We start from the raw sequence: 25,329 nt of genomic DNA on the forward strand, positions 1-25,329 counted from the left end.
AGCTACTTGGCTATGCTGATAACAGTTGCTCTTTTGTCAGCAGGAATACGAATTCGTTGCCTGATTCCACATCTAGCCAAGTAAACGGCAAGTCAGGATAGGCATCTAGTAAGGCATCGCGGTTGTGGCCGATCTCTACAACGAGAATGCCACCATCGTTCAAATATGCAGCGGCTTGGCTGAGTAATGTGTGGGTATGGTCTAGGCCAGCAATGCCGCTACCAAGTGCCAATTGAGGTTCATTGCGATATTCCTGCGGCAATGTTTCCATCGATGGCGCATCTACATAAGGTGGATTGCTAATGATGACATCATATTTCTTGCCCTTTAGCGCACTGAACATATCTGATTCGATGGCGGTGATCTGATCTTGCAGGCCGTATTTCTCGATATTGATATTCGCGACATCTATCGCATCTGGCGATATATCGATCACGTCTATACTGGCATTCGGGAATGCATGGGCAAGCAATACACCTAAGCATCCACTACCAGTGCAGATATCTGCGACGCTTTCAATCATTTCTGGATATTCAACCCAGGGCAGCAGGCCATTCTCAAGCAATTCCGCGATGAACGAACGCGGGACGATCACACGCTCATCCACGTAGAATTTGAACCCTTTTAGCCACGCTTCACGCACTAAATAAGCAGTAGGTGTGCGATCTACGATACGGCGCTCAACCAGATGTGCAAGGTGCTTGCGTTCAAGCTCGGTAATACGTGCATCGAGAAAGTTATCCAGCGTATCGTGAGGTAGGTGCAATGCACTTAGAATCAACCATGCGGCTTCATCATAGGCATTGTCTGTACCGTGCCCATAAAATATCTCGGACTCTTCAAAACGGCTCACGGTAAAACGCAGCCAATCGCGGATCGTGAATAGTTGCTCGCTTAATTCATTGTATTGTTTCATTTAACGAGCAGTTTCTTCATGGTGAGTTTGTAGGTTTCTTTGAGAGGTTCGATGTCAGCGACAGCAACACACTCATTAAGCTTGTGGATGGTTGCGTTGAGTGGCCCGAATTCGATCACTTGCTTGCAGATGTCTGCGATAAAGCGTCCATCAGAAGTGCCGCCTGTTGTTGAAAGTTCAGGGGTGACGCCATAAGCTTCTTCGATAGCCGCAGTAATCGCTTCTACCAGATTGCCTTTAGGTGTCAGGTACGGCTTACCTGAGTATTCCCACTCTAGGTCATAACTTAATGCATGCTTATCCAATACCGCATGCACACGCTCTTTTAAGTTGTCGGCTGTGCTTGCTGTAGAGAATCTAAAATTGAACAGAATCTCGACTTCACCGGGTACGACGTTGGTCGCACCTGTGCCGCCGTTCATATTGGATATCTGCCAGGATGTTGGCGGAAAATATTCGTTACCGTTATCCCATGTGATCTCAACCAGATCTTTGATTGCGGGCGCAACCATATGGATGGGGTTCTTAATGAGATGCGGATAGGCAATATGACCTTGAATGCCTTTTACGGTCAATTTTCCAGAAAGCGATCCACGGCGACCATTCTTGATCATGTCGCCCACGACTTTATTTGAAGTCGGCTCACCTACGATGCAGTAATCGATCAGCTCGTTGCGCGCCTGCAATGCCTCCACGACTTTTACCGTGCCATCGACTGCGATACCTTCTTCATCAGATGTAATGAGTAGGCCGATAGAACCAGTGTGGTCTGGATGCTCAGCAATGAATTCTTCTATCGATGTGATGAATGCCGCTACCGATGTCTTCATATCCGCAGCGCCACGACCATACAGCATGCCATCTTTGATGGTTGGCTCAAAAGGTGGCGTGTGCCATTGATTGACAGGCCCTGTCGGTACCACATCTGTATGCCCAGCAAACACGATCAAAGGGCTGGATGTACCGCGTCGCGCATAGAAGTTGTCGACTTCACCAAAACGCATGCGCTCCACCTTGAACCCCAAAGGCGCTAAGCGTGAGATCAGTAACTCTTGGCATCCCGCATCTTCAGGCGTGTTTGACATGCGCGAGATAAGGTCTTTTGCAAGGTCTAATGTTTTGCTCATTTTAAAAGCTTTCCATAATTCGCTTCATCGAAACCTAAGCTTAATATCTTGTTGTCTTGGACTAGCACGGGGCGCTTAATCACAGAGGTTTTATTTTTCATCAGCGTGGTAGCAGACGCATTATCTGTAACGCCAGATTTCGTATTTTCATCCAGCCCCCGCCATGTCATGCCAGCACGGTTTACCAGTTTTTCCCATGGATATTGGCTCAACCAGTTGCTCAGTGTGGCATCGTTGATGCCTTGTTTCTTGAAGTCGTGGAATTCATAGGCGATACCATGTTCATCAAGCCAGGATCTAGCTTTTTTGACAGTATTGCAATTAGGGATGCCGTAGAGTTTCATCGTTTAAGCTAGTCAATATTTTATTTACGCTATTCTAACAGTTGGTACCATGCAAATGAAAACGCCCACGCAATGTGGGCGTTTTGAGTAGCAATTTTTATTAGTATTTAAATGCCACGCAATAACTCATTAATGCCAACTTTACCTAAAGTCTTTTCATCGACTTTCTTTACGATGACGGCGCAATACAAGCTGTAGCTACCATCTTTTGATGGCAGGTTGCCGGAAACGACGACGGAACCTGAAGGTACACGACCATAGGTGACACTGCCAGTTTCGCGGTCATATATCTTGGTAGATTGGCCGATATAGACACCCATCGAGATGACGCAGTTGTCTTCAACCACAACACCTTCAACGACTTCTGACCGTGCGCCGATGAAACAGTTATCGCCAATGATGGTTGGCCCTGCCTGCACTGGCTCTAATACGCCGCCGATACCCACGCCGCCTGAGAGGTGAACATTCTTACCGATCTGTGCGCATGAGCCTACCGTTGCCCATGTATCGACCATCGTGCCTTCACCGACATATGCGCCGATGTTGACGTAAGATGGCATCAAGACAGCGTTCTTGCCGATGAATGAACCGCGGCGAACGATTGCATTAGGCACTACGCGGAATCCACCTTCTTTGAAGTCTGCCTCAGTGAAATCAGCGAATTTTGGCGGTACTTTGTCGAAGTATTTAGTGACACCGTCATCCATCAACACATTTTCTTCAAGACGGAATGAAAGCAATACGGCTTTCTTGATCCATTGATGCGTTTCCCACTCTTGTGTGTCGCCCTTGCGTGAAGCTACGCGCAAGCGGCCAGCATTGAGGTCTTCAAGCACTGCAAATACAGCATCTTTGACGTTCTTGTCGACATTGGATGGATTGATGTTGGCGCGGTTTTCAAACGCCGCTTCGATCGTGGTTTGTAAGTCACTCATCTGGATTCAGTTTCCGCTAGATACAAAAAAGCGGTATTTTACCCGAAAGCGGCGGGCATATCTCGCTTGATGTGCGGATTAGAGATTACAAGGCGTTATTTCTTATCGTCTTTTGCCGCTTCATACAAAGGCATCACGGTTGGGATGAGCCGCTTGATATCTTCTATGCGTGATGCATCAGATGGGTGTGTGCTGAGGATTTCGGGTGGTTTTTCGCCGCCAGTCGATCCCATCTTCTCCCAGAGCGTGACGGCTGCGTTGGGGTTGTAACCTGCACGTGCAGCCAGCTCCAATCCCATTTCGTCGGCCTCATGTTCGGCGGTGCGGCTATTGGGTAGTGTTATACCCAGCGCCGCAATCGAGCCTCCTACCGCCAAAGCAGTACCCGCATTGTTAGCATTTTTAGTTGCGATACCAACGAAGGCAGCAAGTCCAAGTAGGCCGAACTGTTGAGTTTTGGCTCGTGCCATTTGTTCGCGGACATGTTCGCGCAAGGCGTGAGATATTTCATGCCCCATGACGGCGGCTAACTCGTCGTCTGTCGGTTTGATCTTGTCGAGCAGGCCGGTATAGACCATGATTTTGCCGCCAGCCATGCAGTAGGCGTTGATCTCCTTGCTTTCCTGAACGTTAACTTCCCAATCCCATTTAAGTGCGTCAGGTCTGAATGTACCCACCTGTGCTATTAGTCGCTGCGCAATGGCACGTACCCGTTGGGTTTCTTTACTATCTGTATTCAATAGTTTTTTTGATTCGGCAGTTTTGATGGTTTTCTGATAGGCCAGTGCTGATTGGTCGACGGCCTCTTTTTCACTTACACCAACCATATACTGCTTCCGATCAACGCCTACTGCACCAGATTGGGTGCTGCTGGTCGTCGCGCATCCTGTTAAATTGAGTGAAAGCAGGGCGGCAATAAGTAGAAAGATGCGTTTCATGTCGTATTCTTTAGTGAAACAAATATTAAGGGGGACAAATTAAGCTAGTGGCGCATTTTAAAGTTAACGATTTATATCGCAACCTTATTTTGCCAATTATAGCCCTAGAGAATCACTTGTGCACCGAGTTCAACTACGCGATTGGGCGGCAGGTTGAAATGATTGGTTACGCTATCTGAGTTACGGAACATCGCAATAAATAATTTCTTGCGCCAGAAGGCGATCTCGGTTTTTTTATCCGGAATCAATGTTTCTTTGCCGATAAAGAATGAGGTGTCCATCGTATCAAGTTCCAGTCCTTGCGATGCGCAGAGTGCCAAGTCTGCTGGTAGGTCAGGGTCGTCCTTGAATCCATAGTGGGCAGTGACGCGATAGAAATTGTGCGGCAGCTTTTCGACCTCAATACGGTCTTCTATAGCCACAAAAGGGATTTCCTCTATTCTGACAGTAAGTACTACGACCCGCTCATGCAGCACTTTGTTGTGTTTGAGGTTATGTAGCAGGGAATGAGGTACACCATAAGGGTCAGGGGTTAGGAACACCGCATTGCCGGGTATACGGGTGGGTGGATAGAGACCTAGGGACTCGATGAACGGGTCGAGTGCCATAGATTCTGCCTTCAAATGTTTGAGTAGCAGATCGCGTCCGGCTTTCCATGTAGTCATCAACGTAAATATGACGATTCCTACTAATAATGGGAACCAGCCGCCATCAGGTATCTTGAGTACGTTCGCACTGAAGAAGGCAACATCAACAACCAGAAACACCGAAATCAATAGCCCGATACGCAACCAGCTCCAATTCCAGAGACCGCGGAACACGATACCGGCGAGCAGTGTAGTGAAAAACATATTGCCAGTGACTGCGATACCATAAGCGGCAGCAAGATCGCCCGATGAGCCAAAGCCTATGACCAGTGCCATAACAGCGACCATTAGCCCCCAATTGACGCGCGGCATGTATATTTGGCCTTCGCGACTCTCAGATGTATGGTGCACTTGCATGCGAGGTAGATAGCCAAGTTGTAAAGCTTGTCGCGATATTGAGAATGCACCTGAGATAACCGCTTGTGATGCGATTACGGTGGCGAGCGTGGCTAAACCAATCAGCGGATAGAGCATCCAGTCTGGTGCCATCAGGTAAAAAGGATTCTGCACCGCGCTGTTGTCATGCAGAATCAATGCGCCTTGCCCAAAGTAATTGAGAATCAAAGCGGGTAAGACAAACCCGAACCATACGAGTTGAATAGGTTTTCTGCCGAAATGTCCCATGTCTGCATATAGCGCCTCGGTACCAGTGACTGCTAATACGACAGAGCCTAATGCAACAAACGCCAGCCAAGGATGAGCCGTGAAGAAATACAAACCATAGATAGGGTTGATCGCCTGCAATACAGATGGCTCATGCATGATGTTAAGGGCACCTAATACACCAAGTGTACCGAACCATACCAGCATGACAGGGCCGAACAGTGCGCCGACGACAGCAGTGCCACGGCTTTGTACGAAGAACAAGATGAATAGAACGATGATAGTAATAGGAAGTATCCAAGACTCAAGCCCGGGCGCTGCGATACCTAAACCTTCAACTGCTGAAAGTACCGAAATTGCGGGGGTAATCATGCCGTCGGCATAGAACATACAGGCGCCGAGTATGCCGATCAGCATCACGGTATGTTGTCTTCGTTTTTTACCCGCTAGCGTCCTGCTGGCTAACGCTAGAAGCGCCATGATGCCACCTTCGCCACGGTTATCAGCCCGCGTGATGAAGGCGATATATTTAACCGACACCACCATGATCAGCGCCCAAAGTATCAAAGACAATATACCGAATATATTGTCGTGAGTGATGGGTACGGGGTGGCGGCTAACTGCAAAGACCTCTTTCATCGTATACAGCGGGCTTGTGCCAATATCGCCATATACAACACCTAAAGCGGCAAGCGCTAATGCGGGCATTCGGGTACTGCGATTACTGGAAGAATCCATCCGGGACGAGCTCAGAAAAGCATTGGCGCGATTCTATCAGTTAATGATTGCCCGCTGTGATATATGGGAGATATTCCCGATTTAATGTGCTAATTTAGCAACGCTTTTTATCACAGCATCCATTTCACTCATTATCATGCAGTACTTTTTTCAGCTCGGATGCTGCCTGTAATATGCCAGAGATTGCGGCTGGCGTACCGGCCAGAGGGTTCAGCAGACCAAAGTCGTGGATCGTGCCCAGATAGCGTGTGGCCGTGACCTTAACGCCCGCTTCTGAGAGCTTGCGTGCGTAAGACTCACCTTCGTCACGGAGCACGTCGAACTCTGCTGTTTGCACTAGGGTTGGTGGTAAGCCTTTAAGTTGCGCTAAAGATGCCTGTAGCGGGGATGAGTAGATGTCTTTGCGTTTTTCTTTATTCGGGCTGTAATTATCCCAGAACCACTGCATCATCTTTTTGGTGAGAAAGTAACCTTCTTCAAACTGCTGGTAAGACTCGGTTTCAAAGTCGGCATCAGTCACCGGCCAGAATAATACCTGATAGCGGATATCAGGCCCGCCCAGTTCTTTTGCCTTCAGGCTGACAACCGTCGCCATATTGCCACCAGCGCTGTTGCCTGCGACGGCTAGGCGCTTACCATCCACATTAATCTCATCCCCATGTTCAGCGACCCATTTGGTTGCTTTATAGGCTTGGTTGATCGCGTTAGGGTAACGTTCTTCAGGTGACGGCGTGTAATTGACAAATATAACTGCGGCATGGGTTTCAATCGCCAGATCCCTGACTAATCTTTTATGGGTGGGAAAATCCCCTAATACCCAACCACCACCGTGGAAAAATACCACTGCTGGCAATGCTTCACTAATACCTTGAGGGCGCACGATATCGAGCGAAATGGTTTCTCCATCAACATTGATGTCTTTGCTGGATATATCAACGCCTGAAACGTCGACATTTACGCTCGCTTGGGCTTGGATTAGCACTTTGCGCGCTTCGGCGGGCGATAAAGTCTCAATCGCAGGGTCATCAGACTTTGCCAGTGTTTTTAAGAATTTTAAGGTGGCGGGTTCGATCTTATCTGCGTTGGAGGCTAAATCTTGGGGAACGACAAAAAAGGAGAAATCAGGGAATAGCCAGTGTTTCAGGAATTTCATGCTCGAGCCTTATATTGAGATCAGTAAATCTAATCATAGAAGGCTTCTAGAGCTGGGTATGTCAGTCTTAGCTTAAAGGTTTGTAGGAATGAATGAATGAAGTACATTTTATAGGGGTTAAATCTCGGTGATCTCGGCTTCCGCTGTGCCATCTTTGAATCTCAGATTAACGGGCTGCCCTTTTGATAGCTGCTGCTTTGCTGTGATTAATTGGCCTGTACGATCCTGCACAAAAGCATAACCGCGTTCTAATACAGCTTGAGGATTTAAGTGCTGTAGATTTTGCAGAAGCCTATTCAGGCGTTGCTGTTGCTGTTGTATCTGCATGGTGTTGGCAGTTTTTAAGCGTAACTGTAGCTGCGATAGATGATTCTTTTTATGTGTAATTTGCTGTGCTGGTGATATGAGCCGTTTGGCTAAATAATCGAGATGCTGCATACGCCTATCAAGCAGATAGCCTATCTGCCGTGTTGTACGTTGTTTTAGCTGTTGTAGATGCGTGAACAAAGCTGTGCGATTCGGTGTTGCGAGCTCAGCCGCGGCTGTGGGTGTAGGCGCGCGTTGGTCAGCGACGAAATCTGCAATGGTGAAATCGGTTTCATGCCCTACGCCGCTAATCACGGGAATAGGGCATGCATGGATCGCCCTTGCTACGATCTCTTCATTGAACTGCCATAAATCTTCGATGCTGCCACCGCCTCGGCAGACGATCAATACATCGCACTCGGCTCTTGCGCTAGCTTGCTCTATTGCCGATGTGATCAAGTTGGCAGCGCCCTTACCCTGAACCGGGGTAGGGTAGATGATGACGGGAATACTCGGCATGCGGCGCTTAAGTGTGGTGAGTACATCACGTAATGCTGCGGCATCTGGTGAAGTGACAACGCCGATTTGGCGAGGATGCGGCGGTAAGGGTTTCTTTAAACTTTCATCGAATAGCCCTTCGTTTTGCAGCTTGATGCGCAATCGCTCATAAGCTTCGAACAAAGTACCTAAGCCTGCGCGCTGTAAGAATTCTATCGTGAGCTGAAAATCACCTCTTGCTTCATAAAGCGTTACCAATGCCCGTGCTTCGACTTTGTCGCCTTCTTTTGGTACCCAGTCGAGATAGCTATTGCGACCACGGAACATCACACAACGCACTTGCGCGCCAGCATCTTTCAGCGAGAAATACCAATGCCCGGAAGCCGCACGGGTCAGGTTGGAAATCTCACCGCTGACCCAGAACAATGGAAAGCTGCGTTCCAGCACATCGCGCGCCAAACGATTAAGCTCAGTCACGGTCAATACTTTTGCGTTCGGAGTGCTGCCTGTGTTTTCGGTCATGCCGTCGTTAATCCGTTACAATATCAACTTAAATTATAAGGCTTGGACGTTGCTTATGCTAAACAAACTATTCGGTAAAAGAACTGGTTATCTTCTGGGGTTCATTGTCAGTTTTGGTCTGGTGGGGATGGCCTTATACATCCAGCAAAAATATAATCTGGAGCCGTGTCCGCTTTGTATATCTCAGCGCATCGCTTTTATGGTGCTGGGTTTGTTGTTTCTGGGTGCTGCTATTCACGGCCCCAAAGGTTGGGGGCGCAATGTCTATGGGCTTTTGCATTTCACTGCCGCTGCAGCGGGTGCAGGCATCGCCTCAAGGCATATCTGGATACAGGCCAACCCAGAAAAGGTAATGGCTGAATGCGGCGCCGGTTTTGATTATATTTTCGAAACTTTCCCGATGAAGCGCGCAATGGAGCTTGTGTTTAGAGGCACAGGCGAATGCTCTGCGATCGATTGGACATTGTTTGGCATTACCATCCCTCAACTTTCACTTGTAGCGTTCGTCTTTTTGGCGGGCTATGCGATATTTTTGGCAACATTGAAAAAATAAGTTTAAAGAACACAGCATGTATAAAACCCTTGAAGATTATGTAGGTAATACCCCTTTAGTTAAACTGCAACGCTTACCCGGTAAGACTAGCAATACCATCTTGTTGAAGCTGGAAGGGAATAATCCGGCAGGGTCTGTCAAAGACCGGCCCGCGCTCTCCATGATCACCCGTGCCGAAGCGCGTGGCGATATCAAACCCGGAGATACGCTGATTGAAGCGACTTCGGGTAATACCGGGATCGCATTGGCAATGGCCGCTGCCATGCGCGGCTACAAGATGGTGCTGGTGATGCCAGAGAACCAGAGTATCGAGCGTCGACAGACAATGAAAGCATTTGGCGCAGAGCTTGTGCTCACCCCAAAAGACGGCAGTATGGAGCTGGCGCGTGATGTTGCCTTGAAGCTGCAAGCCGAAGGTGAAGGCATCGTGCTGGATCAATTCGGTAATCAGGATAACCCGCTGGCGCACTACGAAGGTACAGGCCCCGAGATATGGCGTGATACCAAGGGCAAGGTGACGCATTTCGTTTCCAGTATGGGCACAACAGGCACCATCATGGGCACATCGCGTTACCTGAAAGAGCAAAACCCTGATATCAAGATCATCGGTGTGCAGCCTGAAGAGGGCGCGCAGATTCCCGGTATCCGTAAATGGCCTGAAGAATATCTGCCCAGCATCTATGATGCAAAACGTATCGATGAGTTGGTCTATGTGAGCCAGAAACATGCGGAGAGCCTGACAAGGAAACTTGCCAGCGTTGAAGGTATATTCGCAGGTATATCATCTGGCGGTGCTTTGCATGCCGCGCTTGAGCTTTCCAAGACGGTGGAGAATGCTGTGATTGTCTCTATCGTGTGTGATCGTGGTGACCGCTATCTTTCCACTGGTGTATTCCCGGCTTAGTGTGCTTGCGCGTGATTTTTAGATAAAGTGAGCTGAGATGATCCCCACCCTAGTTTTTGATATCGAAACTGTTCCTGATACCGAGGGTATCAAGGGTTTGCTCGACTTGCCTCATGAAACTGCGGCGGATGATATCGCTAACATTGCCTTTCATCAGCGCCGTCAGAAGAATGGCACTGACTTTCTGCCGCTGCATCAGCACCGCGTAGTAGCGATCTCATGCGCGCTGCGTGAGGGCGACAGTTTCAAGGTATGGACTTTAGGCGCACCGGATGAACCTGAAGGCCAGATCATTCAACGCTTTTATGATGGCATCGAGAAATACACGCCCAATGTGGTCTCATGGAACGGTGGCGGATTTGATCTGCCCGTTTTGCATTATCGCGGGCTGATCCACGGTGTACAGGCACCACGGTATTGGGATATGGGCGATGATGACCGTGAGTTTAAATGGAACAACTATATCAGCCGTTACCATATGCGCCATCTTGATTTGATGGATGTCATGGCGATGTTCAATGCACGTGCCAATGCCCCGCTGGATGATATTGCGCAGTTATGCGGATTCCCCGGCAAGCTCGGCATGGATGGCAGTAAGGTGTGGGATGCATTTAAGAATGGCGAGATCGAGGCGATACGTAACTATTGCGAGACAGATGTTGCTAATACCTATCTGGTATTTCTGCGTTTTCAGCTTATGCGCGGTCAGTTGAATCGGGAATCTTACGCCAGTGAAATCGCGCTGGTGCGTGACACACTGGCTTCTTATGGTGCCGTACACTGGCAGGAGTTTCTAGCTGCATGGCCCCCTAGTTAGGCATCATCTTTTTCTGTTATTGGTTCGACCTTTAAAAACCGCTGGCTGATTTAATCTCCCAGCGGTTTTTTTACGCTTGAAACCGGTATATTGTTATGCACGTTTTTCAGGCGTGGTGCGATGGATTGGTGCAAATTTTCGTTTTATATATTTCTCTGTTTTGCTCGATGATCAATCAACTCCATGAATATTAGATATAAATATTAGTGGCATACCACTTGCTTTAGTATTACTGAATTTAATTTTAGTAATACTATGACAAAGGAGCCATCGTGACATCACTATCTAGTTCTGGACGTTTCAAGCAGTTTTCGGCAGCGGCAGCTATGGTCGCTACACTATTTATTTCCAGCGTTGCACAAGCCGCGCCACTCAAGATCGGCTATAGCGATTGGCCGGGCTGGGTGGCTTGGCAGGTTGCGATTGAAAAAGGCTGGTTCAAAGAGGCTGGGGTCGATGTCAAGTTCGATTGGTTCGATTATTCGGCTTCGATGGACGCATTCGCCGCAGGCAAGATCGATGCGGTCACCGTGACTAATGGTGATGCGCTGGTGACAGCCGCTGGTGGTGCAAAAAACGTGATGATCATCGTTACCGATTATTCTAATGGTAACGACATGATTGTCGGCAAGCCGGGAATCAAGACGCTGAAAGACCTTAAAGGCAAGAAGATCGGTCTGGAGTTGGGTCTGGTTGAGCATCTGTTGCTACTGAATGGTCTGGAAAAAGTCGGCTTGAAAGAGACCGATGTGACCATTGTGAATACCCCCACTAATAACACGCCACAGGCATTAGCTTCTGGCGATCTGGCAGCGATCGGCGCTTGGCAACCGAACTCCGGTGAAGCGATGAAGCGCGTACCTGGTGCAAAGCCGATTTACACCTCCGCTGATGAGCCTGGCCTGATCTACGATGTATTGACTGTGAGTCCAAGCAGTCTTTCCAGCCGCAGAGCAGATTGGGAGAAGGTCGTGAAGGTTTGGGGCAAAGTAGTGACCTACATCAACGACCCAAAGACCCAGCCAGATGCTGTGAAGATCATGTCCGCGCGTGTTGGCCTCAAACCTGAGGCTTACTTGCCATTCCTCAAAGGTACCAGATTGTTGACCCTTGATGAAGGCAAAGCCGTCATGGTGAAGGCTGATGGTTTCAAATCACTTTATGGCTCTTCAAAGATCGTGGATGACTTCAACGTCAAATCCGGCATTTACAAGAAGCCGCAAGATTTGAACCGTGCCATTGACCCTACCCTAGTTAATAAATAAGCAACCAATCAATAAGCTACGAAGTCTGGAGAGGTTGAATGGGATTATCCAACTGGTTCGTCGTCAGGCAGGAGCTTAGTTCGCGCAGGAAAAAAGGCTTAGCGGTTGCTTCTTTTCTGCTGCCTATCCTCCTGTGGTGTCTGGTGAGTTATGTGCCTTTTATCTGGCACCCGATGATGAAAGTCAGTGAGCCTGGTGATGTAGATTATTTTCAGGTGGATATGCTGGTGGATAAGGTGACTTACCGTCAGGAGCTAGAGAATATGCAAGAGGCTGGCAAAGCTTTACCCACGGCCAGCCCTGCTAATCCTATTTATCTACCAGCACCGCATGCTGTAGTGGAAGCTTTTTATACTGCGTTTACTACACCGCCTGCCCAGCGTGATGGCCTCTGGTTGCACCAGAGTTTGTGGCAGAGCATACAGGTGATCTTCTGGGGATTTTTGATCTCATCGCTGATTGGTGTTCCCTTGGGAGTGCTGGCTGGTACTTATACAGTCGTTTCAAGATTGTTCGAGCCGTTTATCGAGTTTTTTAGATACTTGCCGGCACCAGCTTTCGGCGCGCTGGCGGTGGCTGTGCTGGGGATTTATGACGGCCCCAAGATCGCCATTATCGTGATTGGCACGTTGTTTCAGCAAATACTGGTCATCGCCAACACTACGCGCAAACTGGACTACTCGCTGCTGGAAGCCGCCATGACTTTAGGCACCAGCAAGATCAAGCTGTTGCGCTATGTGGTCATTCCTGGGGTATTACCTGACCTCTATCGCGATCAGCGCATCTTGCTCGGCTGGGCGTGGACTTATCTGATCGTAGCTGAGCTGATAGGCACATCATCAGGCATCACATGGTTCATCACGCAGCAAGCGCGGTATGAGCATTTCGATAATGTATATGCCGCTATTCTCATGATCGGCATCATCGGACTAAGTTGTGACTTGTTGCTCGCTTGGCTAGGTAAGCGTTTGTTCCCCTGGAACAAATCAGCGAACAAGGAATAAGGAGTACATCATGGAAAACGATATGGACTACCTGAAGCAGTCAGATGCGGTGAAAGCTCGCTTTGACAAGATCAAACAGCGTGAAGTGATTCTCGAAGTGAAGGGGCTGGATAAGGTTTACAAAACTGCAAAAGGTCATACGACTGCGTTGAAAAATATCAATTTCAAGGTACATAGGCGTGAGTTTGTCTGCGTGATTGGCCCTTCCGGTTGCGGAAAATCATCGCTGATTCGTATTCTAGCTGGGCTTGAAAGTTATAGCGGTGGCGAAGCCTTACTTGATAACGAACCGATTGATGGACCATGCCGTCAGCGTGGGATGGTGTTTCAGGGATATACCTTATTCCCTTGGCTGACCGTACGAAAAAACGTGATGTTTGGTCTGGAAATGAATGGTGCGACCAATGAGGAGGCTGGTCGCGAGGTCGATCTGTGGCTGGAACTGGTTGGACTGGAGAAATTCACTCAAGCTTATCCGCATGAACTTTCCGGTGGTATGAAGCAGCGTGTGGCGATCGCTCGCGCACTGGTCAACCAGCCACGTATCTTGCTGATGGATGAACCCTTTGGCGCGCTGGATGCACAGACGCGCGCCAAGATGCAATCTCACTTGCTTGAGATATGGCGCAACATCGATATCACCATCCTCTTTATCACGCATGATTTGGATGAAGCTATTTATCTGGCTGACCGCATTCTGGTGCTGAAAGCCCACCCCGGTGAGGTGCAAGAAATCATCGAAGTCTCGGTGCCCCGTCCGCGTAACCCAGAGCAGTTCAACTCACCGGAGTTTTTGGCGACCAAGGCGCGTTTGGAAGCATTGATACACCCTGCGGAAAAAACCGAACATAAAGATGAGCCGGATGTGCATATTCCAAGTCGCATGATCCGCTTCGTCAATGTTGAAGATAATGTGGAGTAGGGCATGACCATTAGCAATACACAGTGGGCACAAGCAACTTGGGATGAGATTCCGCCTCTGCTGACACAGGCTAACCAGTCAGCGATCTTGCCGATTGGGGCTACTGAGCAGCATGGCCCGCATATGGGGTGCGGCATGGATTACGTGCTGGCGGATATTTTGTGCCGAGCCGTTTCGGCAAGGACATTGGTGCCGATGTTGCCGACGATGCCATACGGTTGCTCCATCGGTCACAGCCAACGGTGGCCCGGCACATTGGCTGTTACACCTATTACCCTTATTAATTTGGTCAAGGATCTAGGCGATTGGGCATATCACAGTGGTGTGAGGCGTTTGTTTATCGTCAACACCCACGTGACCAATGCCGCGCCTTTGCGTTGCGCGCTCGAAATGCTACGCAGTGAGCGTGACGACATGATGGTGAGCGTTATCAACTCCGCCACCATAAGCCCGCGTGTCAGGCAGTTCCATCACGCAGATGGGGAGGACTGGCATGCGAATGATGCCGAAACTTCGCTCATGCTGGCGACCGCGCCTGACATGGTGCGGCCTGAAAAAATGGATATGGCTGATGACCCTGACCGCACGGACGGTCTGGTGTTTTCGCACCCGGTGAATCGTACCAGCCTGAATGGCGTTACCGGTAAACCGAGCATTTCAACCGCTGAAAAAGGCCAGCAATGGTTTGAGTGGATGGTCGAGGATTTGAGCGCGCTGATCTTGAAAGGTACAGAAGAAACACCACCGCTCGCGCATTCGTATTTCCATCATCACGCATGATCTGTTGATTTTATTATTTTGAATATCTGTTATTTACTGAAAGGTTTGTTGTGTCAAAGACTACTGTAGAGATCGCCAAAATCCAGGATGACCTGAAAAGCAAAGGCGTTAAATATTGCATAGGTGCTTATGTGGATATCCACGGCATACCAAAAGCCAAAGTCGTACCGATAGACCACCTGCCGCAGATGGCAGCCGGTTCTGAGCGTTATACGGGCTATGCGCTGGATGGGTTGGGTCAGGCACCGAGCGACGATGAGTTGAACTCTATCCCTGATCTTGACCACATCATTCCGCTGCCATGGGAGCCGAAGGTGGCATGGATGCCAGCTGATAACGGCTTTAAGGGGCAACCTTATGCGCTCAATACCCGCGTGGCGCTGAAGAACGTGCTCGCACAAGCAGCCGAGATGGGCTTTGGCATGAATCTCGGCATCGAGTGCGAGATCTATCTACTTAAACAGGAGGCCGATGGCAAGCTTGCGATCCCTAACCCTGACGATAAGCTCACCAAGCCTTGCTACGATGTGCGCGGTTTTATGGATAGCTTTGGCTGGTTAGACAAAGTAGCGACGGCCATCAACGACTTGGGTTGGGATTTATACTCCTTTGACCACGAAGACGGCAACAGCCAGTTTGAGTTTGATTTCAACTATAGCGATGCACTGACCATGTGCGACCGTTTTATCTTTTTCCGCTACATGGCCAAGCACTATGCAAAAGAAGAGGGGCTGCTCGCCACCATGATGCCAAAGCCCTTTGCGGACAAGACAGGTACTGGCGCGCATTTTAATATGTCGTTGTACGATTTGAAGACCGGCAAAAACCTGTTTGCCTGCGATCCTAAAGATGACCCACGCGGCATTGGGCTGACTGAGCTTGGTTACCAGTTCATCGCTGGTATTCTTAAGCACGGCCCAGCCTTGTGTGCGGCTTTTGCGCCTACGGTCAATAGTTATAAACGCCTAGTACGCCGTGGTGCCATGAGCTACTTCAGTTGGGCGCCTGTATTCAACTCATACGGCTCCAACAATCGTACCAACTCGGTACGCGTACCTGAGGGCGGTGGCCGTTGTGAGTCGCGCAATGCCGATGGCGCGGTCAACCCTTATCTGGCTGCTGCGCTGGCCTTGGCTGCCGGGCTAGAGGGCATTCGCGAGAAATTGAATCCCGGTGCACCTAATGAAGATAATCTGTATGCGATTTCTGAAGAGGAGCGCAATAACCGTGGCATTGAATTCCTCCCGCAAACATTGCAGGAAGCCGTAGCCTGCTTTGCTGCTGACCCTTTGATCGAGGCAACTTTAGGTAAGGAGCTACGCGATGAGTTCATTACCTACAAAACGCAGGAATGGGAGACTTATCACTTGTCGATCAGCCAGTGGGAGGTTGACCGCTACAGCTACATGTTCTAAAAATACGGGCGCTGGCTTACTGCGCTGCTGTGATCAGGCTGCATGCGCTGCTCGAAATCCTCACGTACTTTTTGTACGTTCCGGTTTCTGTGCTGCTCTTTAGCCTGCTGACAGCGGCTCGCTACAGCCCTCGCCCATATTTGAAAAAGGCTAGATGATCTTAGATTTTTCGCAATTTTTTGCGGGAATATTAATGGATACTCAGGTTGCCAGATTGTACTAAGAAAAAAAGTGGAAGAAAAATGAACGAAAAGAGTAAGAAAAACCAGCTGGTCAACCGCATCAGCATCTCGTTGCCGGAAGATCTGCATGCCGAGCTAGACATCATGGTGGCCGAGCGTGGCTTTGAAAGCCGTTCACAGGCTATCAACGATATGTTGCGGCAACAGTTGGTCGAGCATAAACGCGAAACGGGTAACGAAGTGATGGTGGGCACGATCACCATTCTTTACAACAATGCGACACGCGGCCTGCAAAAGACCATTGCCGACTTGCAGTACAACCATCTCGACGAAGTCATCAGCTCATTGCACGTCCATTTGGCTGATAACAAAACCATGGAGGTGATTTTAGTCCAAGGACCCGCACAGAAAGTGCAAGCGATCGCTAATGAGATCGTTGCCCTACGTGGCGTGATCACCGGCAAACTACAGTTGATGGGGGCTGTTATTCCGCCGTTACATCCGATGACGAGAACAGCAACATAGGAAACAGCATGGCAATAAATAACGATACAAGAGAGATGTTATGGGAGGAGGTCATCCCCGGCGGCAACCATTGGTCTGGTCTTATCCGCCGTGGCACGGCCCTTAGATTTACTGACATTGAAGGCGGCGCCAATCTCTCAGCTCTGTTCTACAACCCGGAAGACAAGCTTGAGCGCTATAACATGCCCGATAGCCTGAAAGCGCAGCACACCGCTTTTTTGACTACAGGTAATGTGTGCTACTCGGATATGGGGCGCGTGATGTGCTCGATTATTGGAGACAGCGTGGGCTGGCACGACACTATCTGCGGTGTCTCGGATGCGGCGATGATCGCGGCCAAGTATGGCGAAGCTGATTTTCAGAGCCATCGCAACGACATGTACCGTAGCGGCAAGGATGGCCTGCTGGTCGAGTTGGCTAAATACGGTTTAGCCAAGCGCGACTTGGTTGCCAACGTCAATTTCTTTAGCAAGGTCATGCCTGACGAGGCGGGGCAGCTTAGTTTTGTCAGCCAACACAGCAAAGTGGGTGATTATGTCGATGTGCGTTTCGACATGAATGTCTTGCTGGTGCTTTCGACTGCGCCACATCCACTTGACCCTAAACCAAAATATCAACCTGCATCAGTAAAAGTCAGTGCATGGCATGCCGGATTAGCTGGTGCTGATGATGCCTGCCGGATTTCCTGTGACCAAAACGGCAGGGGCTTCATCAATACTGAAAGGTATTATCTATGAGTCAGGCCATATCTCAGCTACTCACGGAAAGTACGCTAGACCTTAAAGATGCAGTGCTCGACCAGATATGCAAAGCCGGAGATCCATGGATGGCCGAAGTAAAAAAGGGTCAAACTTTCCGTATTCTTGATCTTGAAGGTAATCAGGCGGTGGATACCTTGTTCTACAGCGCCGCCGACCTGGAAGAGCGCTACAGTGCGGTCGATACCATAGCCCGCCAGATGCAACTCTACCTGACGACCGGTTCTGTGTTGTACTCCAGCGAAGGGCGCCCGATGTTGACGATTACCGCAGATACCTGCGGACGCCATGACACGCTGGGCGGAGCCTGCGCAGCAGAAAGCAATACAGTACGTTATGCCTTGGATAAACGCCCTATGCATAGCTGCCGCGATAGTTTCATGCACGCACTTAACCATTGCGATTGCGCCACCCACAGGCACATGAGCAAGCGCGACATCACCGCAAACATCAATTTTTTTATGAACGTACCAGTGACGGCAGAGGGTAGCCTGAGTTTTGCCGATGGCATTTCTGCCCCCGGAAAATATGTAGAGATGCGTGCAGAGATCGATGTAGTGGTGCTCATCTCCAACTGCCCGCAGTTGAATAATCCATGTAACGCTTATAACCCGACCCCTGTAAGGCTCTTGGTGTGGGATTAAAGCGGGTGACAAGTTTCTAACAAGTACGTGAATCAACCCCTCGACGGGACGGCCCGGCGAGTTTGACACAACGCGGGACGGCCCGCACAAGGTCAGTTCATGTTTAATAAAGTGTTGATCGCGAACCGCGGCGACCAGCCATCTTTAGATGGCGCAGCGGCGAAGCCAAAAAGCTTGTTGGTCGAAGACCATGCAGGCGATTTTGCCGCGGAGGTTCAATATGTTTAAGAAGGTACTCATTGCCAACCGCGGCGAAATCGCTTGTCGTATCATCCGTACCCTGAAAAAGATGGGTGTGCGTTCTGTTGCTATCTACTCTGAGGCTGATGCCGGTGCGCGTCATGTGCTGGATGCCGATGAGGCTGTTTGTATCGGTCCGGCCGCTGCATCCGAAAGCTATCTTGATATTGCAAAAGTGATCGCCGCCGCCCAGCAGACTGGTGCACAGGCGATTCATCCTGGTTACGGATTTCTCTCTGAAAATCCAGCATTCGCTGAGGCGTGTGAAGCTGCAGGAGTCGCCTTCATCGGCCCCACGCCGAGCCAGATGCGCGATTTTGGCCTTAAGCACACTGCGCGCGCATTGGCTGAAGCCAACGGTGTGCCTCTATTACCCGGCACCGGCTTGCTGGCAGATGTGCTGGATGCTCAACGTGAAGCTATCCGCATAGGCTACCCCGTTATGCTGAAAAGTACGGCAGGTGGTGGTGGCATCGGCATGCGTCTGATATGGGGTGAGCATGAGCTGCTGGATGCTTTTGAATCCGTGCAGCGATTATCGCGTGCCAATTTCAAGGAGTCCGGCATTTACCTTGAGAAATACGTGCAGGCGGCGCGACATATCGAAGTGCAGGTATTCGGCGATGGGCAGGGCAATGTAGTCGCCTTGGGTGAGCGAGATTGCTCCGTGCAGCGCCGTAACCAGAAAGTGATTGAAGAAACACCTGCGCCCAATATTAGCGATGCGCTTAGGCAACGCCTGTTGCAAACAGCAGTGAAGCTTGCGAGTGCGATTGGCTATCGCTCCGCCGGTACGGTTGAATTCGTCTATGACAAAACAGGTAGTGAATTTTACTTTCTGGAGGTGAACACGCGCTTGCAGGTGGAACATGGTGTCACTGAGATGGTTGCAGGGGTTGATCTGGTCGAGTGGATGGTGCGGTTGGCTGCTGGTGAGCGTGACTTCATGACGGGCTATGTGCATCAACCGCAAGGCCATGCCATTCAGGTACGCATCTACGCGGAAGACCCTAACAAAGCATTTCAGCCAAGCTCTGGCGTGCTGACAGAAGCTCTATTCCCCGATTTTTGCCGTATTGATACATGGGTGGAGAAGGGTAGCGAGATATCGCCTTTTTATGACCCCCTTGTTGCCAAGGTTCTGGTGCACGAAGTTGACCGTCCTCATGCCATTGGCAGTATGCAGAAAGCACTCGAAGCAACGCGGCTCAGCGGAATCGAAACAAACCTAGACTATCTACGGCAGGTGTTGGCCGATGCTGTTTTCCCCGCTGGTGAGCAGACCACGCGCTACCTCAACACCTTTGAGTATCATCCGCATACCATTGATGTGCTGGAAGCAGGCGTCCAGACGTCGATACAGGATTATCCGGGCCGTATGGGTTACTGGGCGGTTGGCGTGCCACCCTCCGGGCCGATGGATCATTTGGCCTTTAGGCTGGCGAATTGTTTAGTCGATAATGCCGAAGGCACAGCGGGTCTGGAAATCACGCTCATCGGCCCACGCCTTAAATTCAATACGGATGCGGTTATTGCCATTACGGGTGCTGCGATTGAGGCAGAGGTCGATGGTATCGCTGTTGCACTATGGCAGTCGCATGCGGTCAAGGCTGGCAGCACCCTGCGACTGGGTAAAATACTGGATGCCGGTTGCCGAAGCTATCTTGCCTTGCAAGGTGGCTTCGATGTGCCGGATTATCTGGGCAGCAAATCCACGTTTACTCTGGGTCAATTTGGCGGGCATGGTGGCAGAACATTACGCGTGGGGGACGTGTTGCACTTGGTTGCTCAGGCTGTAGACATACGTTTGGCAGAGCGAAGCTTGGCAATGCACGCAAAGCCGACTTATACGCACAACTGGGAGATAGGTGTGCTTTACGGCCCCCATGGCGCGCCGGATTTCTTCACTGAAGATGACATTGCCATGTTCTTCAGCACCGATTGGGAGGTGCACTATAACTCCAGCCGTACCGGCGTGCGCCTGATTGGCCCCAAACCGCAGTGGGCACGTCAGGATGGCGGCGAGGCGGGTCTGCATCCTTCTAATATCCACGATAATGCCTATGCCATTGGCACCATCGATTTTACTGGTGATATGCCAGTCATTCTTGGGCCGGATGGCCCAAGTCTCGGAGGCTTTGTCTGCCCTGCGACCATCATCCAAGCCGAGTTGTGGAAAATGGGGCAGCTCAAGGCTGGCGACAAGGTCAGGTTTAAACGACTAACGCAAACTGATGCATCCGCAATGGAGGCGGCACAGAATCAGTTGATCGTAAGCCTGAGTGAAGTAAAAGCTGAAATCGCTGCTCCCGTCACTGGTTCCAGCAAATCACCTTACAGCCCAATACTGGCACAAATCCCGCAGAGTGCCGACCAAATCAAGGTCGTCTACCGCCAAGCAGGCGATAAGTATCTATTGGTGGAATACGGCGATCTGGTGCTTGATCTTAACCTGCGTTTTCGCGTACATGCCCTCATGCTATGGTTACAGCAACAGATAAATGAGTGGGGCATACGCGGCATCCTCAACCTCACGCCCGGCATTCGTTCTTTGCAGGTGCATTACGATAGCCGGGAGCTGCCGCTCAATCGTCTGCTCGATATTCTTCAAGCCGCCGAGCAGGAGTTGCCAGCGGTGGATGAGATGGAAGTGCCAACGCGCATCGTCCACCTGCCTTTGTCTTGGGACGATGCCGCAACACAGCTGGCGATCGAAAAGTACATGCAGTCGGTACGAAAAGATGCGCCTTGGTGCGATACCGCCTCCGGTAACGCCAGTAATATCGAGTTCATTCGTCGCATCAACGGGCTGGATAGTGTGGAAGATGTTAAGAAAATCGTCTTCGACGCCAGCTATATGACATTGGGTCTGGGCGATGTCTACCTCGGTGCGCCAGTGGCTACACCAGTCGATCCGCGTCACCGTATGGTCACCACCAAATATAACCCGGCACGTACCTGGACCCCCGAGAACGCTGTCGGCATCGGTGGTGCCTATATGTGCGTGTACGGCATGGAAGGCCCAGGTGGTTACCAGTTCGTTGGCCGCACCATCCAGATGTGGAATCGCTGGAAAGAAACCGCTGATTTCCCTGCGGACAAACCTTGGTTGCTGCGATTTTTCGACCAGATACGCTTCTATCCGGTTTCTGCTGAGGAGTTGTTGCAGATGCGCGAAGATTTTCCCCGCGGCAAGTTCCAACTCAAGACTGAGGAGCAAGTATTCCGCCTTAAGGACTATAACGCCTTCCTGCGCAAAGAGGATGCATCAATCACTGCCTTCAAGACGCGCCAGCAAAACGCATTCGATGCCGAGCGCGAGCGGTGGGTAGCCAGTGGACAGGCCAATTACAGCAATGAGGTTGAAGTCGCGAGCGATGCTAGCGATACTCTGCTAGAACTACCTGCCGATAGCCGTGCGGTGGCCTCGCACGTTTCCGGTAGCCTGTGGCAGGTTAAGGTCAAGGTTGGTGATAGCGTGACCGAAGGCGATGCAGTCGTCGTCGTTGAATCCATGAAGATGGAGATCACCGTCCCCGCGCCATGCAGCGGCACCATTACCCATGTGTTCTGCCAAGAAGGAGCCCAAGTCGCCGCAGGGCAGAATCTTTATGTCATTCGTACAGGAAGTAAATAATGAACGATCACTTGAGTCTGGAAATCAGCCAGTTACGCGCACGCTATCAATCTGGAGAATTAACCCCCTCCATGTTGGTGGATATACTCGATAGGCGCATCGGTTTTGAAGATAGCGGCAATATCTGGATACACCGCCTGAGCCGCGATGAGATGTTTGCCTATGCCCGGCAACTTGAAGGAAAATCTCCCGCGGATTTGCCTTTGTACGGTATTCCATTCGCCATAAAAGATAATATCGATCTAGCTGGTATCCCGACTACTGCTGCCTGCCCGGAGTATGCCTACACGCCCGAAAAAAGTGCGACCGTAGTACAAAAGCTGATTGATGCCGGTGCTATTCCTGTCGGTAAGACCAATCTTGACCAGTTCGCCACCGGCTTGGTTGGTACACGCTCACCCTATGGTGCTTGCCATAACAGTTTTAATCCTGACTATATCTCGGGTGGTTCCAGCGCCGGTTCAGCAGTATCCGTTGCACTGGGCTTGGCAAGTTTCAGCTTGGGGACAGATACAGCTGGTTCTGGTCGTATACCTGCGGCCTTCAACAATCTTGTCGGGCATAAACCCAGCGTTGGCCTTGTTAGTGCGCATGGTGTGGTGCCCGCCTGCCGTACGCTGGATTGTGTTTCCATCTTTGCGTTGACGGCGGTGGATGCCGCTAGCGTACTTAAAGTCGCCCAAGGCTATGACGAAGAGGATGCCTATTCCCGTGCCAAGCCACTGACAGAAGAACCCGCGCTCAAAGCAGGGTTTACTTTCGGTATACCTCGGCAAAATCAGCTGGCCTTTTTTGAGAGTAAAGAGACACCAGGCTTGTTCAATGCTGCCATCAAGCAGCTTGAGGCAGCTGGCGGCAAGCCAGTGGAGATCGATTTCTCCTTGTTTCTTGAGACCGCTAGATTATTGTACGAAGGCCCATGGGTCGCAGAGCGTTACGCAGCCATCAAGGATTTTTTCGAGGCAAATCCCGACGCCATATTCCCCGTGACGAAGAAAATTATCGGTGGCGCCAGCCGTTTTAGCGCCGCCGATGTTTACAGCGCCCTTTACCGTCTGAAAGATATGCAGCGCAAAGTGCAACATGTGTGGACTGATCTAGATTTCATCGTCACACCCACCGCTGGCACGATCTATACCATCGCCGAATTAGAGGCCGAACCGGTAGTTTGCAATTCCAATCTTGGGTACTACACCAATTTTATGAATCTGTTGGATCTTGCCGCTATCGCTGTCCCTACCGGTTTTCAGTCTAATGGCCTGCCGTTTGGCATCACTCTCTGTGCCCCTGCTTTTAGCGATGAGCGCCTACTGGCGTTGGCTGCACGACTAGATCAACAAACCCCGCGTACCCTTGGCGCTACCAAGCTAAAAATGAGTACGGCTTAATTTAATGCGACTGAATTGAAAAGGAGTTCCAATGAGTAAAGAAAATCAGACCTTTGTAGAGGTTGCCGTATGTGGTGCACATATGAGCGGCTTACCGCTTAACGTGCAACTGACATCACTTGCCGGTGAGCTAGTCAGTAAAACCACGACCGCCCCATATTATCGCCTTTATAAACTGAATGGCTTTACGCCTGAACGCCCAGGGTTGTTGCGGGTGAAGGCAGACGGGCAAGCCATTGCACTGGAGGTCTGGCGGCTACCAGTCACTAATTATGGCGCTTTCGTCGCAGGGGTGCCTGCACCTTTGGGCTTCGGGACACTGGTGTTGCAGGACGGTAGCCAAGTGCAAGGTTTTCTCTGCGAAGCCTATGCCACTGAGGATGCCATCGACATTTCCGCCTATGGCGGATGGCGCGATTATTTAACCAAAAAAGACGCGTAATGAAAGCGTTGCAACACCATGGAGGAGAGGCGATTCCCTGAATATCGGGAAGTATCGTCGAGGGGAAGAGCGCTTTGCCGAAATAGGCAGAGAGATTTGCCAAAATGGGATAGTGCGCTTATGTGTAATCAGCGATTATCTTATTCAGTGAATCATGCTTTTATCTCGTTTTTAGTTTTAGGTATCACTCAGTTGCTTTGTTGTAGCCATCTTTTTTATGAATATTTATGGGAGACTTAAAAATATGTTGAGTAATCGTTTTAAATTAATGAGCGCCCTGATGTTAACGGCTGGCGTCTGTTCACCAGTGCTGGCAGAAGAGGCAACCATGGCAGAGCCAGACTGGAGCTTCGTATCCAGCGCTACGCTCGCCAGTGATAACATCTTCCGCGGCCAGTCACAGACTTGGGGTAAACCTGCCGTTTTGCTTGGCGTTGAAGTCGACCATAAATCCGGCCTATATGCGGGTCTTGCTGCTGCCAACGTATCTGATCATTGGTTGCCAGGTGCCCATGTTGAGATCGATTACTACGGTGGTTATCGTGACAAGCTACCGGGTGCGGCTTCCGTTGTTGCCTACGATGTTGGCATGATCTATTACACCTATCCGGGTGGTGCCAACTGGGATCAATCGGATTTCCCGTCCAAAAGCAATTCACTGAATACCCTCGAAGCCTATGTTGCCCTCACTTATGACTGGCTGACATTCAAGACCGGCCGTGCGATGACTGAATACTGGGGTTGGAGCACGAATAACTCACCTGTTAACGGCGGTTTTGCCGGTGATCTGGGTGCGGGTGTAACGGGTAATACCCGCGGTTCTTACTACTATGAGCTGGATGCAAATTATGCGCTGAATGATAGCTGGTCGCTGATCGGTCAGGCTGGTCGTCAGGTCATTCACAATGCTACCGGACTTGATATCAACTACTACAAAGCTGGTGTCAATAAGGCTTTCGATGCAGGCTGGTCTGTGCAGGCGGCCTATTCATGGACTAGCGAGCCTGATGCATATAAAGACTTTGTCAGCTTGCGTAACGGCCTGCGTGGCAATCCTTCTGATTCAGACGTCGCTAAGGATGTCTTTCTGGTTAGTATCACCAAGGCATTTTAATCAATACGGCGG

24 protein-coding genes are annotated in these 25,329 nt (G+C 50.3%); 16 read left to right on the top strand and 8 right to left on the bottom strand.

The genetic code is table 11. The features are described from left to right. Positions 1-10 precede the first annotated feature (10 nt). The 8 genes from prmB to xseA form a co-directional block, all read right to left on the bottom strand. The gene (gene prmB, locus A7981_RS03975; RefSeq protein ID WP_067264307.1) at positions 11-916 is read right to left on the bottom strand and encodes a 50S ribosomal protein L3 N(5)-glutamine methyltransferase; all 906 of its coding nucleotides are present in this window, start codon (positions 914-916) and stop codon (positions 11-13) included. Further along, positions 913-2,043 carry a succinyl-diaminopimelate desuccinylase gene (gene dapE / locus A7981_RS03980; protein ID WP_067264310.1) on the bottom strand — a complete coding sequence of 377 codons (1,131 nt, stop codon included), beginning with the start codon at positions 2,041-2,043 and terminating at the stop codon, positions 913-915. The genes prmB and dapE overlap by 4 nt, the downstream gene beginning before the upstream one ends. Then, positions 2,040-2,387 (bottom strand): ArsC family reductase, encoded by a 348-nt coding sequence (locus tag A7981_RS03985; protein ID WP_067264314.1) that lies wholly within the window; start codon positions 2,385-2,387, stop codon positions 2,040-2,042. Before A7981_RS03985 ends, dapE begins: the two co-directional genes overlap by 4 nt. 107 nt (positions 2,388-2,494) lie before the next feature. After that, complete coding sequence (gene dapD, locus A7981_RS03990) at positions 2,495-3,322, bottom strand: 2,3,4,5-tetrahydropyridine-2,6-dicarboxylate N-succinyltransferase (protein WP_067264317.1); 828 nt, start codon at positions 3,320-3,322, stop codon at positions 2,495-2,497. A gap of 95 nt (positions 3,323-3,417) precedes the next feature. After that, on the bottom strand, positions 3,418-4,260 hold the full coding sequence (locus tag A7981_RS03995) for a M48 family metalloprotease (protein ID WP_067264320.1): 843 nt from the start codon (positions 4,258-4,260) through the stop codon (positions 3,418-3,420). A gap of 104 nt (positions 4,261-4,364) precedes the next feature. Then, positions 4,365-6,248 carry a potassium transporter Kup gene (locus A7981_RS04000; RefSeq protein WP_067264323.1) on the bottom strand — a complete coding sequence of 628 codons (1,884 nt, stop codon included), beginning with the start codon at positions 6,246-6,248 and terminating at the stop codon, positions 4,365-4,367. Positions 6,249-6,372: 124 nt separating this feature from the next. Beyond that, positions 6,373-7,401: an alpha/beta hydrolase gene (locus A7981_RS04005; RefSeq protein ID WP_067264326.1), complete on the bottom strand. Its 1,029-nt coding sequence runs from the start codon at positions 7,399-7,401 to the stop codon at positions 6,373-6,375. A 117-nt stretch (positions 7,402-7,518) separates the two neighbouring features. Next, positions 7,519-8,727: an exodeoxyribonuclease VII large subunit gene (gene xseA, locus A7981_RS04010; RefSeq protein WP_067264329.1), complete on the bottom strand. Its 1,209-nt coding sequence runs from the start codon at positions 8,725-8,727 to the stop codon at positions 7,519-7,521. A gap of 55 nt (positions 8,728-8,782) precedes the next feature. On the opposite strand from xseA, the gene A7981_RS04015 reads away from it, so the two are divergent. The 16 genes from A7981_RS04015 (at position 8,783) to A7981_RS04085 (ending at position 25,317) form a co-directional block, all read left to right on the top strand. Then, entirely contained in the window at positions 8,783-9,280 is a 498-nt protein-coding gene (locus tag A7981_RS04015) for a disulfide bond formation protein B (protein WP_067266505.1), read from the top strand. Between the two features lie 16 nt (positions 9,281-9,296). Further along, on the top strand, positions 9,297-10,184 hold the full coding sequence (gene cysM / locus A7981_RS04020) for a cysteine synthase CysM (protein WP_067264332.1): 888 nt from the start codon (positions 9,297-9,299) through the stop codon (positions 10,182-10,184). Positions 10,185-10,221: 37 nt separating this feature from the next. Continuing rightward, on the top strand, positions 10,222-11,001 hold the full coding sequence (locus tag A7981_RS04025) for a 3'-5' exonuclease (RefSeq protein WP_067264335.1): 780 nt from the start codon (positions 10,222-10,224) through the stop codon (positions 10,999-11,001). Between the two features lie 326 nt (positions 11,002-11,327). Further along, on the top strand, positions 11,328-12,266 hold the full coding sequence (locus tag A7981_RS04030) for an ABC transporter substrate-binding protein (protein WP_082889254.1): 939 nt from the start codon (positions 11,328-11,330) through the stop codon (positions 12,264-12,266). 38 nt (positions 12,267-12,304) lie between these two features. After that, positions 12,305-13,270, top strand: coding sequence for an ABC transporter permease (locus tag A7981_RS04035; RefSeq protein ID WP_067264341.1), 966 nt, complete (start codon positions 12,305-12,307; stop codon positions 13,268-13,270). Positions 13,271-13,280: 10 nt separating this feature from the next. Then, on the top strand, positions 13,281-14,192 hold the full coding sequence (locus A7981_RS04040; protein ID WP_067264343.1) for an ABC transporter ATP-binding protein: 912 nt from the start codon (positions 13,281-13,283) through the stop codon (positions 14,190-14,192). A gap of 3 nt (positions 14,193-14,195) precedes the next feature. Then, the gene (locus A7981_RS04045) at positions 14,196-14,972 is read left to right on the top strand and encodes a creatininase family protein (RefSeq protein ID WP_067264347.1); all 777 of its coding nucleotides are present in this window, start codon (positions 14,196-14,198) and stop codon (positions 14,970-14,972) included. Positions 14,973-15,022: 50 nt separating this feature from the next. Then, a complete protein-coding gene (gene glnT / locus A7981_RS04050) occupies positions 15,023-16,387 on the top strand; it encodes a type III glutamate--ammonia ligase (RefSeq protein WP_067264350.1) in 1,365 nt (454 codons plus the stop codon). A 242-nt stretch (positions 16,388-16,629) separates the two neighbouring features. Next, positions 16,630-17,094: a nickel-responsive transcriptional regulator NikR gene (nikR, locus tag A7981_RS04055; protein WP_067264353.1), complete on the top strand. Its 465-nt coding sequence runs from the start codon at positions 16,630-16,632 to the stop codon at positions 17,092-17,094. 8 nt (positions 17,095-17,102) lie between these two features. Next, positions 17,103-17,831, top strand: coding sequence for an urea amidolyase associated protein UAAP1 (locus A7981_RS04060; protein ID WP_067264355.1), 729 nt, complete (start codon positions 17,103-17,105; stop codon positions 17,829-17,831). Next, positions 17,828-18,496 carry an urea amidolyase associated protein UAAP2 gene (locus tag A7981_RS04065; protein WP_174545132.1) on the top strand — a complete coding sequence of 223 codons (669 nt, stop codon included), beginning with the start codon at positions 17,828-17,830 and terminating at the stop codon, positions 18,494-18,496. The genes A7981_RS04060 and A7981_RS04065 overlap by 4 nt, the downstream gene beginning before the upstream one ends. 99 nt (positions 18,497-18,595) lie before the next feature. Continuing rightward, complete coding sequence (locus A7981_RS12335; RefSeq protein ID WP_256365540.1) at positions 18,596-18,724, top strand: hypothetical protein; 129 nt, start codon at positions 18,596-18,598, stop codon at positions 18,722-18,724. After that, positions 18,717-22,373 carry an urea carboxylase gene (gene uca, locus A7981_RS04070; protein WP_067264360.1) on the top strand — a complete coding sequence of 1,219 codons (3,657 nt, stop codon included), beginning with the start codon at positions 18,717-18,719 and terminating at the stop codon, positions 22,371-22,373. The genes A7981_RS12335 and uca overlap by 8 nt, the downstream gene beginning before the upstream one ends. Next, positions 22,373-23,761, top strand: a complete 1,389-nt coding sequence (gene atzF, locus A7981_RS04075; RefSeq protein ID WP_067264363.1) for an allophanate hydrolase — start codon at positions 22,373-22,375, stop codon at positions 23,759-23,761. The genes uca and atzF overlap by 1 nt, the downstream gene beginning before the upstream one ends. A 31-nt stretch (positions 23,762-23,792) precedes the next feature. Next, positions 23,793-24,203 (top strand): amidase, encoded by a 411-nt coding sequence (locus tag A7981_RS04080; protein ID WP_067264365.1) that lies wholly within the window; start codon positions 23,793-23,795, stop codon positions 24,201-24,203. Positions 24,204-24,471: 268 nt separating this feature from the next. Continuing rightward, entirely contained in the window at positions 24,472-25,317 is an 846-nt protein-coding gene (locus tag A7981_RS04085) for a TorF family putative porin (RefSeq protein ID WP_067266511.1), read from the top strand. Positions 25,318-25,329 lie beyond the last annotated feature (12 nt).

This window comes from Methylovorus sp. MM2 (assembly GCF_001648895.1).
Classification (GTDB): Bacteria; Pseudomonadota; Gammaproteobacteria; order Burkholderiales; family Methylophilaceae; genus MM1.